The 15,444-nt window shown below is 68.5% G+C and carries 11 protein-coding genes; 8 read left to right on the top strand and 3 right to left on the bottom strand.

What is annotated here, in order from left to right:
* Positions 1–26 precede the first annotated feature (26 nt).
* Positions 27–1,730, bottom strand: a complete 1,704-nt coding sequence (locus FBY21_RS22555; protein ID WP_409563804.1) for a ShlB/FhaC/HecB family hemolysin secretion/activation protein — start codon at positions 1,728–1,730, stop codon at positions 27–29.
* Positions 1,731–2,159: 429 nt separating this feature from the next.
* On the opposite strand from FBY21_RS22555, the gene FBY21_RS22550 reads away from it, so the two are divergent.
* From FBY21_RS22550 to selO, 3 genes are all read left to right on the top strand, one after another.
* On the top strand, positions 2,160–3,908 hold the full coding sequence (locus tag FBY21_RS22550) for a potassium/proton antiporter (protein ID WP_142013765.1): 1,749 nt from the start codon (positions 2,160–2,162) through the stop codon (positions 3,906–3,908).
* Between the two features lie 130 nt (positions 3,909–4,038).
* Positions 4,039–7,344 carry a mechanosensitive channel MscK gene (gene mscK / locus FBY21_RS22545; RefSeq protein ID WP_142013763.1) on the top strand — a complete coding sequence of 1,102 codons (3,306 nt, stop codon included), beginning with the start codon at positions 4,039–4,041 and terminating at the stop codon, positions 7,342–7,344.
* 68 nt (positions 7,345–7,412) lie between these two features.
* The gene (gene selO / locus FBY21_RS22540) at positions 7,413–8,873 is read left to right on the top strand and encodes a protein adenylyltransferase SelO (protein ID WP_074974103.1); all 1,461 of its coding nucleotides are present in this window, start codon (positions 7,413–7,415) and stop codon (positions 8,871–8,873) included.
* A gap of 7 nt (positions 8,874–8,880) precedes the next feature.
* On the opposite strand, the gene FBY21_RS22535 is transcribed toward selO, so the two are convergent.
* Entirely contained in the window at positions 8,881–9,576 is a 696-nt protein-coding gene (locus tag FBY21_RS22535) for an aspartate/glutamate racemase family protein (protein WP_142013761.1), read from the bottom strand.
* A 226-nt stretch (positions 9,577–9,802) separates the two neighbouring features.
* Between FBY21_RS22535 and FBY21_RS22530 the strand changes: the two genes are divergently transcribed.
* From FBY21_RS22530 to trxC, 3 genes are all read left to right on the top strand, one after another.
* On the top strand, positions 9,803–10,780 hold the full coding sequence (locus FBY21_RS22530) for a sulfite exporter TauE/SafE family protein (protein WP_044400627.1): 978 nt from the start codon (positions 9,803–9,805) through the stop codon (positions 10,778–10,780).
* Positions 10,781–10,907: 127 nt separating this feature from the next.
* Positions 10,908–12,185 (top strand): bifunctional O-acetylhomoserine aminocarboxypropyltransferase/cysteine synthase, encoded by a 1,278-nt coding sequence (locus FBY21_RS22525; RefSeq protein ID WP_142013759.1) that lies wholly within the window; start codon positions 10,908–10,910, stop codon positions 12,183–12,185.
* A 63-nt stretch (positions 12,186–12,248) separates the two neighbouring features.
* Complete coding sequence (gene trxC / locus FBY21_RS22520) at positions 12,249–12,686, top strand: thioredoxin TrxC (RefSeq protein ID WP_142013757.1); 438 nt, start codon at positions 12,249–12,251, stop codon at positions 12,684–12,686.
* A gap of 253 nt (positions 12,687–12,939) precedes the next feature.
* Here the strand turns inward: trxC and FBY21_RS22515 are convergent, their stop codons facing one another.
* Positions 12,940–13,431 carry a Bro-N domain-containing protein gene (locus FBY21_RS22515; protein WP_253543764.1) on the bottom strand — a complete coding sequence of 164 codons (492 nt, stop codon included), beginning with the start codon at positions 13,429–13,431 and terminating at the stop codon, positions 12,940–12,942.
* 527 nt (positions 13,432–13,958) lie between these two features.
* Here FBY21_RS22515 and FBY21_RS22510 point away from each other — a divergent pair.
* Together FBY21_RS22510 and FBY21_RS22505 are read left to right on the top strand one after the other, a co-directional pair.
* Complete coding sequence (locus FBY21_RS22510; protein WP_044400616.1) at positions 13,959–14,402, top strand: YiiD C-terminal domain-containing protein; 444 nt, start codon at positions 13,959–13,961, stop codon at positions 14,400–14,402.
* A 189-nt stretch (positions 14,403–14,591) separates the two neighbouring features.
* Positions 14,592–15,410 (top strand): universal stress protein, encoded by an 819-nt coding sequence (locus tag FBY21_RS22505; protein WP_044400613.1) that lies wholly within the window; start codon positions 14,592–14,594, stop codon positions 15,408–15,410.
* Positions 15,411–15,444: the final 34 nt, after the last annotated feature.

Genomic DNA, 15,444 nt, shown 5'->3' with positions numbered 1-15,444 from the left:
GAGGTGGGGCTCCGGGTGACGCGAAATCAGTAGAACAGGTCGATGCGGGCGTAGATCGGGTGCTCCTGGCGTTCGATGACGTCAGGGCGTTCGAGGGACCGCGCGAAGGTGAGCGAGACGGCCAGGTTCGGGCCGCGGGCGCTGAATTCGAGGGCGTTGCCGCTCAGGCGGCCATGGCTGCGGGCGTTGTTGCGGTCGCCCTGGATCTGCCCCAGGTCGTAGGCGAAGGCGAGGCCGTACTGGCGCACGAAGGGCTGCAAGGGGGCCCAGTCCACGGGGCGGGTCCAGCGCAGTTGGTTGCGCCAGTAGCCGCCGCTGTTGCCGGACAGGGATTGGTCCTTGAAGCCGCGCACCGAGCTGAGGCCGCCGATGCTGATGCGCTGGGGGCTGTTGAGTTCGTCTTCGCTGCGCTGGTAGTTGATGAGGCTGTCGAAGCTGAGGTTTTCCCCGAGCAGCTGGAAGGGCTGCAGGTAGCTGGCGGTGAGGCTGTATTTGTCGTAGCGGGCGTTGGTGCCGCTCTTGCCGTCGATGCGGCTGTTCTTGGCGTCCAGGGCGCCGATGCCCTGTTGCCAGCCGAGGTCGAGGTTGACGAAGGCGCTGCCGAGCCGGCGGCCGTGGTTGAAGCCCAGCTGGGTTTCGGTGATGCGCGGGCTGGAGCTGCCCAGCAGGGCGTTCTCGATGTAGTTGCGGGTTTCCAGGTGGGCGAGGCCGAGGCTGAGGCCGGTCTTGCTGACGCTGTCGCGGTGCAGGACGCGGTCGGCACGAAGTTGGTGGGTCTTGCTTTCGCCGTCGGAGACGAAGGCGAATCCCTGGCCCGGGGTGCGCGTGCGGTAGTAGCTCTGGCTGTAGGCGTAGCTGAAGCTCCACCAGCCATACGGCAGGCTGTAGGCGAAGCTCTGGTTGGCGGAGTGGCGCCAGCGGTCGCTGACGGCGTCGCCGCCGGCGCGCAGGCTGAGCTGGTCGGCCAGGCCCAGGGGGCTGTCCCATTCCAGGCTGGCGCCCCACTGCTGTTCGCCGGTGCTGCGCTGGCCGTCGTTGTGGCGGTTGACGCCGACCCGCCAGGGCTTGCCGGGCTCGCCCTTGAGCTGGACGCGGCTGCCGCCCACTTCGCTGCCGGGCACCAGCTCCAGTTCGGCGGGGCGCGAGGGCAGGCGGTTGATCTGCTCTACCAGTTGCTCCAGTTCCCGCAGGTTCAGCGGCTCGCCGGTCTGCGCCGGGGAGGCCAGGGCCAGTTCGCGGTCGCTGGCGATCGCCGAGCCTTCCACGCTCTCCAGGCGGCCTTCGACGACGATGACGTCCAGTTCGCCGTCGGCCAGGTCCTGCTGCGGCAGGTAGGCGCGGGAGGTGACGTAGCCGCGGTCGATGTAGTGCTGGGTGATGGCCTTGAGCAGGTCGTTGAGGCGCCCGCTGTCCAGGCACTGGTGTTCGAAGGGCTTGAGCAGTTCGCGCTGGCGCACCTCGCTGATCAGGTGCACGCCCTGCAGGCGGATGCGCTGGATGTCGAAGCACGGGCCCTGTGCCTGGGGCTGGCTGGGGGCCACCGGCTCGGCGCGGCCGGGCAGTTGCTGCAGTTCCTGCAGGCGCTTGCGCTGCTCTTCCAGCAGCCGCTCCTGGCGGTCGCGGATCAGGTCGCGGTCGCCAGGGGACGGCACCACGGGATCGGCGGCAAAGACTTGGAAAACAGGAAACAACAGCAGGCAGAAGCCGACTGCAAACGGCTGCATGCGCATGACGACCTTCCTTGGAGTGGTGGCACATCGACATCGGGGCGCGAATTCTAAGAAGTGCAGGGCGCCACACAACGACCACACGACCAGTTGCACACCTTCACGTCAGAAATGTGACCCAGGTAAAAGAACCCGCACCAAGCTGGAACCACCGTCCCAGAAGCCTTGAGATCGCCCGTACAACAACCGACAGCGAGGGGAAGAACGTCCCCCGCCCTGCGGAACCCACTCATCCGCCCCACGGCCCAACACGCCGACCAACAAGTCGAAAACGTCCCCGCGCCCGTCAGACCCGTTCCAAAAAACCTGCGGATCATGGCCAAACTGTGCTTGCGGGCCGTTGCGGTCGGCAGGTTAGAATCCGGCTGGCATGCACGCTGCATGCACCTTTCCGCCCCGCCCTCGTACCCCCTTTGCAGGAGTTCCGCCAACGTGGATGCAACCACCATCAACAGCCTGTTCCTGATCGGCGCGTTGCTGGTGGGCATGAGCATCCTCGTCAGTGCGTTCGGCTCGCGCTTCGGCATCCCGATCCTGGTGATCTTCCTGGTGGTCGGCATGCTCGCCGGCAACGACGGGCCCGGCGGCATCATTTTCGACAACTACCCCCAGGCCTACCTGGTGGGGAACCTGGCCCTGGCCGTGATCCTGCTGGACGGCGGCCTGCGAACCCGCGTCGCGACCTTCCGCGTGGCCCTCTGGCCGTCGCTGTCCCTGGCCACGGTCGGGGTGCTGATCACCGCCGGCCTGACCGGCGTGGCCGCCGCCTGGCTGTTCAACCTGAGCCTGCTGGAAGGCTTGCTGATCGGCGCCATCGTCGGCTCCACCGATGCCGCAGCGGTGTTCAGCCTGCTGGGCGGGCGCGGGCTCAACGAGCGGGTCAGCGCCACCCTGGAGATCGAGTCCGGCAGTAACGACCCGATGGCGGTGTTCCTGACCATCACCCTGATCGAAATGCTCAGCAGCGGCGAGACCGGCTTCAGCTGGAGCTTCCCGGTGCACATCGCCCAGCAGTTCGGCCTGGGCGCCCTGCTGGGGCTGGGCGGCGGCTGGCTGATGCTGCAGCTGATCAACCGCCTCACCCTCGCCAATGGCCTCTACCCCTTGCTGGTGGTCGCCGGTGGCCTGCTGGTCTTCGCCGTCACCAACGCCGTGGGCGGCAGCGGCATCCTCGCCGTGTACCTGTTCGGCCTGTTCCTCGGCAACCGTCCGATCCGCTCGCGCCACGGCATCCTGCACATGCTCGACGGCCTGACCTGGCTGGCGCAGATCGGCATGTTCCTGGTGCTCGGCCTGCTGGTCACCCCCCATGACCTGCTGCCCATCATCGTCCCGGCGCTGGGCCTGGCGCTGTGGATGATCCTCGTCGCCCGCCCGCTGTCGGTGGCGGTGGGGCTGATTCCCTTCCGCGCCTTCCACAACCGCGAAAAGGCCTTCATCGCCTGGGTCGGCCTGCGCGGCGCGGTGCCCATCATCCTCGCGGTGTTCCCGCTGATGGCCGGCCTGCCCAACGCCCAGCTGTTCTTCAACGTCGCCTTCTTCATCGTCCTGGTATCGCTGGTGCTGCAGGGCACCAGCCTGCCCTGGGCGGCCAAGCTGCTGCGGGTGACGGTACCGCCGGAGCCGGCGCCCATCTCCCGTGCCGGGCTGGAAGTGCACCCCACCAGCGAGTGGGAGCTGTTCGTCTACCGCCTGGGTGCCGAGAAGTGGTGCATCGGCGCCGCCCTGCGCGAACTGAAGATGCCCGAAGGCACCCGCATCGCCGCCCTGTTCCGTGGCACCGAACTGCTGCACCCCTCCGGCTCCACCGTGCTGGAAGCCGGCGACATCCTCTGCGTGGTCGGCCACGAACAGGACCTGCCCGGCCTCGGCAAACTGTTCAGCCAGGCGCCCCAGCGCGGCCTGGACCTGCGCTTCTTCGGCGACTTCGTCCTCGAAGGCGACGCCCAGCTGTCCGCCGTGGCCGCGCTCTACGGCCTGCGCCTGGACGACATCGACGGCAGCCAGCCCCTGGGCCGCTTCATCGCCCACGAGATCGGCGGCGAGCCGGTGGTGGGCGACCAGGTGGAGTGGAACGGCCTGACCTGGACCGTCGCCCTGATGGAAGGGAACAAGGTGCGCAAGGTCGGCGTCAGATTCCCCGAAGGTCACGCCCGCCCCGGACCGGGCCTGTTCCTCTGATCACGACGATTGCAGCTAAGCTGCTGCCGGCAGCAGCGACCTGATCAACGCCGCGTGACCGGGCACCACAACCGGCCCGCCACGCTGGCATAAGATTCACCGCAACCAACCAGAGCCGCCCCACGCGACCATGCCCTCCCTGCGCCCCTTACTCACTGCCGCCCTGCTCAGCCTCTGCCTGCTCGGCCCCGGCGCCCACGCCGCCGCCCCGCCCAGCAGCACCGAAGTCCAGCACAGCCTCGACACCCTCGCCGAGCGCAAGCTGCCGGAAGCCGAGCAGAAGGCCCTCAAGGCCATCCTCGAACAGACCCTCACCCTGCTGGAGAACCAGGCCGACAGCGAAAAGCGCCTGGCCGACCTCAAGCGCCAGCTGGCCGAGGCCCCCCGGCAGATCAGCGACGCCCAGCGCGAGCTGGCCCGCCTCAAGGCCACCCGCCAGGTGCCGGTGAGCGAACGCTACGCCAAGTCCAGCCTCGCCCAGCTGGAACAGGTGCTCAGCCAGCGCAGCACCCAGCTCTCCGACGGGCAGAAGCAGCTGGCCGAAGCCAACAGCCTGATCATCACCGCCCAGACCCGCCCCGAGCGCGCCCAGGCCGAGATCAGCAGCAACCAGGCCCGCACCCAGCAGCTCAACGCCCTGCTCAAGGTCGGCAAGGACGCCGGCAAGCCCATCAGCGAAGAGCTGCGCGACCAGTACAACGCCGAACTGGCCGCCCTCGAAGCCCAGACCCAGCTGCGCCGCCAGGAACTGGCCGGCAACAGCCTGCTGCAGGACCTGGGCAACAGCCGCCGCGACCTGATGGTGGAACGCACCCACCGCTTGGAGCAGGAAAGCCAGGACCTGCAGTCGCTGATCAACATCAAGCGCCGGGAAAGCTCCGAGCAGACCGTCGCCGAACTCTCCCGCGAGGCCCAGAAGGCCACCCCCGACAGCCTGCTGGCCGCCGAGAGCGCCACCAACCTCAAGCTCTCCGACTACCTGCTGCGCTCCACCGACCGCCTCAACGAACTGACCCAGCAGAACCTGCAGACCCGCCAGCAACTGGACACCCTCAGCCAGGCCGACCAGGCCCTGGAAGAGCAGATCAGCGTGCTCAAGGGCAGCCTGCTGCTGTCCAAGATCCTCTACCAGCAGAAGCAGGCCCTGCCGCACCTGCGCCTGGACGCCAACCTCGCCGACGAGATCGCCGACATCCGCCTCTACCAGTTCGAACTGGGCCAGCAGCGCGACAAGATGGGCAACCCGCAGGACTACGTCGACAACCTGCTGGCCCGCCAGCCGCCCGAGCAGGTCACCCCGGACCTGCGCGAAACCCTGCTGGATCTGGCCACCACCCGGGTCGAACTGTTCGACCGCCTGGGCCGCGAACTCAACGCCCTGCTCAACGAATCCATCACCCTGCAGCTCAACCAGAAGCAGCTCGCCACCACCGCCCAGGCCCTGCGCAACACCCTCGAAGAGCAGATGTTCTGGATCCCCAGCAACAAACCGCTGGACCTGGCCTGGCTCAAGGGCGCCCCGCAGCACCTGAAGACCCAGCTCGCCGAACTGCCCTGGGGCGAAGGCGTCACCGAACTCTGGGAAGGCCTGGTGGACCGCCCCTGGCTGTTCATCCCCCTGCTGCTGCTGATCGGCGCCCTGCTCTGGCGGCGTGGCTGGCTGTACAGCAAGCTCAACGACCTGCACCGCGACATCGGCCACTACAAGCGCGACAGCCAGATGCACACGCCCCTGGCGCTGCTGCTCAACGTGCTGCTGGCGCTGCCGGTGACCCTCTTCCTCGCCCTCTGCGGCCTGGCCCTGCACATCGACGCCCGTGGCCAGAACGCCACCCTCGGCTCCGCCCTGCTGGAGATGGCGCTGGCCTGGCTGGTGTTCTACACCCTGTACCGCATCCTCGCCCCGGGCGGCGTCGCCGAGCTGCACTTCCGCTGGCCGCGCCCCCAGGTGGCGCTGCTGAGCAAGCAGATCCGCCGCCTCGGCGTGGTGGTCATGGCCCTGGTGGCCGTGGTGACCGTCGCCGAGCACCAGCCCCAGGCCCTGGCCGACGACGTCATCGGCATCATCGTCGTGCTCACCTGCTACGCCCTGATGGCCCTGGTGCTGAGCAACCTGCTGCTGGCCGAACCGATGCGCGAGCAGACCTCGCCCTTCCGCCTGCTGATCGGCATCGCCTTCACCCTGCTGCCCCTGGCCTTCATGGTCGCCGTGGGCTTCGGCTACTACTACACCTCGCTCAAGCTCACCGACCGGCTGATCAACACGCTCTACCTGCTGATCCTCGCCCTGCTGATCGAAGCCGCCTTCGTCCGGGGCCTGGCCGTGGCCGCCCGCCGCCTGGCCTACGCCCGCGCCCTGGCCAAGCGCCAGGCGCAGACCAAGGAGAACGCCGAAGGCGAGGAAGTCGCGGTGGAAGAGCCGGTGCTGGACATCGAGCAGGTCAACCAGCAGTCCCTGCGGCTGATCCGCCTGGCGCTGCTGGGCGGCTTCATCGCCTGCATGTACCTGGTCTGGGCCGACCTCATCACCGTGTTCGCCTACCTCGACCAGATCACCCTCTACCAGTACGGCGCCGGCACCGGCGACGCCGCCACCCAGGTGCCCATCAGCCTGCTCGACGTACTCGGCGCGTTGATCATCGCCGGCATCACCGTCGTGCTCGCACGCAACCTGCCGGGCCTGCTGGAAGTGCTGGTGCTCTCGCGCATGAAGCTCGCCCAGGGCAGCGCCTACGCCACCACCACGCTGCTCTCCTACGCCATCGCCGGGCTCGGCTTCGTCAGCGCGCTGTCCACCCTCGGCGTCAGCTGGGACAAGCTGCAATGGCTGGTGGCCGCCCTCTCCGTGGGCATCGGCTTCGGCATGCAGGCGATCTTCGCCAACTTCATCTCCGGCCTCATCCTGCTGTTCGAGCGCCCCGTGCGCATCGGCGACCTGGTGACCATCGGCACCGTCACCGGCACCGTGAACCGGATCCGCATCCGCGCCACCCACATCACCGACAGCGACCGCAAGGAAGTGATCGTCCCCAACCAGACCTTCCTCACCAGCCAGTTGATCAACTGGACGCTGACCGACACCGTCACCCGCATCGTGCTGATCTACAACGTCAACCGTGGCGCCGACCTGGAGCTGGTGCGCAAGCTGCTGCTGCAGGCCACCCAGGAGAACAGCCGCGTGCTGCGCGACCCGGCCCCCAGCGTGCAGCTCAAGACCTACGGCGCCACCGCCCTGGAGCACGAGCTGAAGGTGTACGTGCGCGAACTGGGCGACCGGGGCCTGGCCACCGACGAACTCAACCGGCGCATCGACCAGCTGTTCCAGGAGCACGGCATCAACATCTCCTCGGTGCCGAAGATGGACGTCACCCTCAGCCGCAAGCTCCCGCCCGCCCCCGCGCCTGCCGCCGAGGACGAGGCCCCCGCCGCGCCCTGACCCCGCCCCGTGGGGACCGTCGGTCCCCACGGGTTTCCCCCGCCTCCGGGCCGTGACAAGCTGCCGCCATGAAAAATCTCGACGCCCTGCAGTTCGACAACCGCTTCGCCCGCCTCGGCGACGCCTTCTCCACCGACGTGCTGCCCGACCCGCTGGACGACCCGCGTCTGGTGGTGGCCAGCCCCGCCGCCCTGGCCCTGCTGGACCTGGACCCGGCCGAAGCCGACAGCCCGCTGTTCGCCGAACTGTTCGGCGGGCACCGCCTCTGGGCCGACGCCGCGCCCCGCGCCATGGTCTATTCCGGGCACCAGTTCGGCGCCTACAACCCGCGCCTCGGCGACGGTCGCGGCCTGCTGCTGGGCGAAGTGGTCAACCAGGCCGGCGAGCACTGGGACCTGCACCTCAAGGGCGCCGGGCAGACGCCCTACTCGCGCATGGGCGACGGCCGCGCCGTGCTGCGCAGCTCCATCCGCGAATTCCTCGCCAGCGAACACCTGCACGCCCTCGGCATCCCCAGCAGCCGCGCCCTGTGCGTGATCGGCTCCAGCACCCCGGTGTACCGCGAGCGCCGCGAGACCGGCGCCACCCTGCTGCGCATGGCGCCCAGCCACGTGCGCTTCGGCCACTTCGAATACTTCTATTACACCCGCCAGCACGAGCAGCTGCAGGCCCTCGGCGAGCACGTCCTGGCCTGCCACTTCCCCCACCTGCAGGGCCATGAGCGCCCCTGGGCGGCGATGTTCCGCGAAATCGTCGAGCGCAACGCCGAACTCATCGCCCGCTGGCAGGCCTACGGCTTCTGCCACGGCGTGATGAACACCGACAACATGTCGATCCTCGGCATCACCTTCGACTTCGGCCCCTACGCCTTCCTCGACGACTTCGACGCCAACCACATCTGCAACCACTCCGACGACAGCGGCCGCTACAGCTTCAGCAACCAGGTGCCCATCGCCCACTGGAACCTCGCCGCCCTCGCCCAGGCCCTCACGCCCCAGGTGGAGGTGGACGAACTGCGCGAAACCCTCGGCCTGTTCCTGCCCCTGTACCAGGCCCACTGGCTGGACCTGATGCGCCGCCGCCTCGGCCTGACCCGCGCCGAAGACGACGACGCCGACCGGGTGCAGCGCCTGCTGCAACTGATGCAGACCAGCGCGGTGGACTACACCGGCTTCTTCCGCCGCCTCGGCGAAGACGCGCCGGAGCAGGCCGTGGCCGTGCTGCGCAACGAATTCGTCGACCTCGCCGGCTTCGACGCCTGGGCCGCCGACTACTGCCAGCGCGCCGCCCGCGACGGTGGCGAACCGGCCGAGCGGCGCCAGCGCATGCACGCCGTGAACCCCCGCTACATCCTGCGCAACTACCTGGCCCAGCGCGCCATCGAGGCCGCCGAGCAGGGGGACTACAGCGAAGTGCGCCAGTTGCACGCCGTGCTCGCCCGCCCCTTCGACGAACAGCCCGGCATGGAGCGCTACGCCGAACGCCCGCCGGAGTGGGGCAAGCACCTGGAGATCAGTTGCTCCTCCTGAACCCCGCTCAGGACGCCAGCAACCACTCCAGCCCCATCGCCACGTGCCGCTCGGTGCTGTCCACCAGCGGCAGCGGCGCCTCGCAGCCTTCCAGCAACAGGCCGATCTCGGTGCAGCCGAGGATCGCCGCCTGGGCGCCGGCCGCGCGCAGGCGCTCCAGTTCGGCCAGGTAGAAGTCCCGCGAGGCCGGCAGGAAGCGGCCCTGGCACAGCTCCCCGTAGATCACCCGGTCCACCTCGGCCATCGCCTCCGCCCCCGGCACCTGCACGCGGATGCCGAAGCGCTGCGCCAGGCGCTCGCGGTAGAAGGCTTCCTGCATGGTGAAGCGGGTGCCCAGCAGGGCCACGTTGTCCACCTGCATCGCCTGCAGGCTGTGGCCCACCGCATCGCCGATGTGCAGCAGCGGGATCGCCAGCGCCGCCTCCAGGGCCGGGGCCACCTTGTGCATGGTGTTGGTGGCCAGCAACAGCGCCCCGGCACCGGCCCGCTCCAGCCCCTGCGCCGCCTCGGCCAGGCGCTGGCCGGCCTCGTCCCAGCGGCCACCGGCCTGCAGCGCGGCAATGCCGGCGAAGTCCACCGAATGCACCAGCAGCGGCGCCGAATGCAGGCCACCCAGGCGCGCACGCACCCCCTCGTTGAGCAGCCGGTAGTAGCTCAGGGTCGACTCCCAGCTCATCCCGCCCAGAACACCCAGCACCTTCATACACACCTCCCGGAAAAGGCCCCCAGCCTAGCCCAGGGCCCGCAACGGACGGCGCATACAGTTGCCGAGGGATGGGCCGGTACAGCCCGGTGGCCGATGCCCCTTCAAAGCAAATGGAATAAGAACCTGCAGAAATCTTCTTAGACTCTCTAAGCAAAGCCGCTTATCTTCGCCGCCTGCTTATTCCGGCCTGTTCTACCACCCACTGTCAGGCGCCGTACCCCTCATGAAGATCCGCAACCTCGACCTCAGCCAGAGCCCGGTCAACAGCGAACACCAGGCGCTCGGCATCCCCCCCGTCGAGGACTTCGTCACCCACCCCGACAACCACCCGGTGCTGCGCGCCGCGATGTGGGTCGCGGTGCTGATCCTCGTGAGCCTGCTCGGCTTCCTCGCCTGGCGCCTGTTCTTCGGTGACCACGGCGGCGAAACCGGCCTCGACATCATCGAACGCGCCCTCACCAGCCCCAGCTTCTGGAGCGCCGTCGCCGTGGGCTTCCTCGCCCAGGTGGTGGATGGCGCCCTGGGCATGGCCTACGGCATCACCGCCACCACCTTCCTGCTCACTGCCGGTGCCTCCCCGGCGGCGGCCAGCGCCAGCGTGCACATCGCCGAAGTGTTCACCACCGGCCTCTCCGGCATCTCCCACGTCAAGCTGGGCAACGTCAACAAGTCCCTGTTCCTGCGCCTGCTGCTGCCCGGCATCATCGGCGCCGTGCTCGGCGCGGTGCTGATCACCTCCTTCGACGGCGCCGTGCTCAAGCCCTTCATCTCCGCCTACCTGCTGCTGATGGGCCTGTACATCCTCAGCAAGGCCTACCGCCACGTCGCCCAGCGCCGCGCGCCCAAACATGTGGCCAAGCTGGCGCTGTTCGGCGGCTTCGTCGACGCCGCCGGTGGCGGCGGCTGGGGTCCGGTGGTCACCAGCAGCCTGCTGGGCTCGGGCAGCGACCCGCGCACCACCATCGGCTCGGTGAACTTCGCCGAGTTCTTCCTGACCATCTCCAGCGCCACCTCCTTCATCCTCCTGGCGGGCGAGCTGAACACCTGGTTCATGGTGGCCGGCCTGGTCTTCGGCGGCCTGTTCGCCGCGCCCTTCGCCGCCCTGCTGTGCAAGAAGCTGCCGGCGCGCACCCTGCTGACCCTGGTCGGCACCCTGATCACCCTCATCAGCGCCTTCAACATCTACATCGCGCTGCGCTGAGGCGATCTAACTCCCTGGCTTTTCGGTCTAAAAACGCCCGAATCCGATTGCCTCAGGTCATTGACCCGGGGCCCCGGCGTTTTTCATGCTGCGCACCTCCATCGCACCCTGAAGGAACGCAGGCCCAATGAAACCGGAAACCCTTGCCATCCACGCCGGCTACAGCCCCGACCCGACCACCAAGGCCGTGGCCGTGCCGATCTACCAGACCACCTCCTACGCCTTCGACGACACCCAGCACGGCGCCGACCTGTTCGACCTCAAGGTCGCCGGCAACATCTACACCCGCATCATGAACCCCACCAACGACGTGCTGGAGAAGCGCGTCGCCGCGCTGGAAGGCGGCGTCGGCGCCCTGGCCGTGGCCTCCGGCATGGCCGCCATCACCTACGCCATCCAGACCGTCGCCGAGGCCGGCGACAACATCGTCTCGGTGGCCAAGCTCTACGGCGGCACCTACAACCTGTTCGCCCACACCCTGCCGCGCTCCGGCATCCAGGTGCGCTTCGCCGCCCATGACGACATCGCCGCCCTGGAAGCGCTGATCGACGAGCGCACCAAGGCCGTGTTCTGCGAATCCATCGGCAACCCGGCCGGCAACATCATCGACCTCGCGGCCCTGGCCGCCGCCGCCCACCGCCACGGCGTACCGCTGATCGTCGACAACACCGTCGCCACGCCCATCCTCTGCCGCCCCTTCGAGCACGGCGCCGACATCGTCGTGCACTCGCTGACCAAGTACATCGGCGGCCACGGAAACAGCATCGGCGGCATCGTCGTCGACTCCGGCAAATTCCCCTGGGCCGAGCACAAGGACCGCTTCCCGCTGCTCAACACCCCCGACCCGTCCTACCACGGCGTCACCTACACCGAAGCCTTCGGCCCCGCCGCCTTCATCGGCCGCTGCCGCGTGGTGCCGCTGCGCAACATGGGCGCCGCCCTGTCGCCGTTCAACGCCTTCCTCATCCTCCAGGGGCTGGAGACGCTGGCCCTGCGCATGGAGCGCCACACCGAGAACGCGCAGAAGGTCGCCCAGTTCCTCCAGGCCCACCCCCAGGTGGCCTGGGTGAAATACGCCGGCCTGCCGGACCACCCCGAGCACGAACTGGCCCAGCGCTACACCGACGGCAAGCCGGCGGCGATCCTCTCCTTTGGCATCGTCGGTGGCGCCGAAGCCGGCGCGCGCTTCATCGACGCCCTCAACCTGGTGGTGCGCCTGGTGAACATCGGCGACGCCAAGTCCCTGGCCTGCCACCCGGCCTCCACCACCCACCGCCAGCTCAACGACGAAGAGCTGGAGAAGGCCGGCGTACCGCGCGACATGGTCCGCCTGTCCATCGGCATCGAGCACATCGACGACATCCTCGCCGACCTCGGCCAGGCCCTGGAGGCATCGCGCGGCTGACGCGCGGGGCTTGATATTCGGCCGGTCGGCTCCAGATCAGGGAAACCTGATCCGGAGCCGACCATGACCGACCCCCTGATGATTCCCTGCGCCCACTGCGCCGGCCTCAACCGCATCCCCGCCAACCGCCTGGGCGACTCGCCCCGCTGCGGCCACTGCAAGGCCGCCGTGCTGCCGGCCAGCCCCTTCGACCTCAGCGAAGCCACCTTCACCAAGCAGCTGCGCGGCGACCTGCCGTTGCTGGTGGACGTCTGGGCCGACTGGTGCGGCCCCTGCAAGGCCTTCGCCCCCACCTACCAGCAAGCCGCCGCCCAGCTCCAGGGCCGCTGCCGCCTGGGCAAGCTGGACAGCGAAGCCAACCGGCAACTGGCCGGGCAGCTCAACATCCGCTCCATCCCCACGCTCATCCTGTTCAAGGGCGGCGTCGAAATCGCCCGCCAGAGCGGCGCCCTGCCCCTGCCGCAACTGCTGGGCTGGCTCAAGAGCCAGGGAATCGCCTAGGCACCCGTAGAGGATGGGCTGAGCTGTGCGAAGCCCATCATCGCGGGCGTTCAGGCATGCAGCAGGCCCCGGACTGAAGTCCGGGCTACGGGCTCAAGAGCCAGGGATCACCTAAACCGCATACCAGGCACCCGTAGGATGGGCTGAGCTGTGCGAAGCCCATCATCGCGGGCGTTCGGGCATGCAGCAGGCCCCGGACTGAAGTCCGGGCTACGGGGCGCATCGCCCGCCCCGCAGGTTGCGCGCCTGCCGGTCAGCCGATGACCCGGGGCCGGGCCTGGGGCAAGACCGGGCAATCACCCAGGTGAACCCAGGCCTTGCCCTGCCAGCGCAACACCTCCAGCGGGCACGTCTGCCACTGCACCACATCGCGGTAAGGCCGCAGGGTGTCCGGGTGATGGGCCTCGCGCAGGCGCGGGATCACCTCACGGCTGATCCAGCGACGGATGCCGCTGTTCTCCGGGTGGTAGTAGAAGATCAGCAACGCATAGACCCCGCAGTCGCTCACCAGCAGCTCCCGCCGGTACTCGCCACGGCTGTCGCGCACCCAGGCGGGCTGCAGCTGGTCCGGGTCCAGGTTGCGCGGCGCGCGCTCATCGAGCGGCACGCGGTTGATCAACCGCGCCAGGTCGTTGAGGACGAACCAGGGCTCGTCGTCCAGCAACAGCGCACGGAGCTGGCGGCGATGACGGGTGAACAGGGAAGGAATAAGGATTTCGTCGTCGTGACGGGGGGAATCGGGCATGTCCATGACCTCTGATCGCTTCTTAGGGCGTGATTGGTGCCGGGAGCTAAGAAACCCACCAGAGACGGGCCGGACATATTCCCCTTTCGGGTCTTGTATTAGTCCACTCCCGACAGAGCAGAGGTTTTTTGCGAGCGCGATTATGCCGCGAGCACAAAAAAGCCGCATAGCTGTCGGGTGCGGAGGACCGCTCTGGTAAAGGCGTTTCTTAGGCGCCGGCGACAGAGGCTATGGGCACCTCAGAGAAGCAGCAAGGCAGTTAGCGCGTGGGAAATGGCTGATGCCCATGCGCACGCCGGCAATGATGGGCTTCGCACAGCTCAGCCCATCCTACGGAGCGCCCTGCCAAGCCGTGGCCCGGACTTCAGTCCGGGAGCCTGCGCCCGAGCATCCGGCATACGCCGCCCATCCCCCCCGGCTGGAGCCCATGCCCCTGAGCGTTTCGGTCACCCCCGCTGGCCGCGCCGGTCATTGCCCGGTAGGCATGAGCGACTAGGCTCCAGGCATTCGTCCAGCCGGAGTTCGCCATGCAATTCAACGAAGAGATGGCCCGCCACTTCACCGAAGACAAGATCGCCTTCGTCAGCCGCATGGGCCTCAAGGCCCTGACCCTGGAACCGGGCTACGTGAAGCTGATGGCCCCGCTGGCCGGTAACCAGAACCACATCGGCACCCTCTATGCCGGCGCCCTCTTCACCTTGGCCGAGGTGCCCGGCGGCGCGCTGTTCCTCACCAGCTTCGACACCCGGCGCTTCTACCCCATCGTCAAGGAGATGAACCTGCGCTTCCGCCGCCCGGCCACCGGCGACATCACCGTGGAGGCGCGGCTCGGTGCCGATGAAATCGCCCGCATCCAGGCCGAGGCCAGCGAGACCGGCAAGGCCGAGTACCTGCTGGAACTGGACCTGGTGGACGCCAGCGGCGAAGTGGTGGCCAAGAGCCGTGGGCTGTACCAGCTGCGTGCCCACTGATCGCGCGGGGCCCTTGCCGTGGATCAAATTGCCGCGCGGCGCCATGCCTCACAGTGGCGCCTCTTGGCCTGAGCGCCCTGGTGGGCGCCCTGCTTGACTCCGGCAGCGCCAGCCTCGCCCCCGAAAACGCAGGCGAGGCCGTCAATGCAGGTAGTTTTCGACAGGCCCTTACAGGAGGTTCCCGCCACCATGTTCAAGCACATCCTCATCACCCACGACCTGAGCCGCGAATCCGACCTCGCCCTGCAGCGCGCCGTCGCCCTGGCCCATGGCTACGGCGCGCGCCTGACGCTGCTGCACGTCCTTGAAGACCACCTGCCCAGCACCCTGCAGGAGAACCTGCGCGACGGCGCCCAGAAGCTGTTCCAGCAACGCCTGGAGCAACTCGGCGCCCTGGACGCCCAGGTGCTGCTGCGCAAGGGCCGGCCGGCCCTGCAGATTCTCGAAGAGGTGGAGGAAAGCGGCGCCGACCTGCTGGTGATCGGCAACCACCACCACAACGCACCGGAACTGTTCATCGGCACCACCCTGGAGCGCGTCACCCGCCACGTGGCCATCCCCGTGCTGCTGGTGGTGGGCGAGAAGCCCGAGCCCTACCGCAGCGGCGTGGTGGCCCTGGACTTCTCCCTGTGCGCCTGCGACGCGCTGCGCGCCGCCTGCTCGCTGCTGGGCGCGGAAGGCCGCCTGACGGCGGTGAACGTGATGGAGCTGACCGGGCGCCTGCTGGCCAAGGCCGGCACCGCCGGGGACTACGTCGGCACCCAGCGCGGCCTGCTGGAGCGCCTGCTGGCCGATGAGCTGGGCCACGTCAAGGACACCCCCAGCATCGACCTGCAGGTGACCCAGGGCGCCCTGCCCCACGCCCTGGACGAGCGCATCGCCGCCGCCAAGCCGCAGTTCGTCGCCCTCGGCAGCCACAGCCGCAGCATGGTCGCCCAGGCCCTGCTCGGCAGCCAGGCACTGCACCTGCTGCAGCGGCCGCCGTGCGACGTGCTGATCGTCAAGTAAGGAAAGACGGGGCGCACAACGCGCCCCGGTGGGA

This window comes from Pseudomonas sp. SLBN-26 (assembly GCF_006715895.1).
In the GTDB taxonomy this organism is placed as follows: Bacteria; Pseudomonadota; Gammaproteobacteria; order Pseudomonadales; family Pseudomonadaceae; genus Metapseudomonas; species Metapseudomonas otitidis.
Note: the sequence above shows the minus strand (reverse complement) of the source record. Positions and strands in the feature narration are given on the sequence as shown.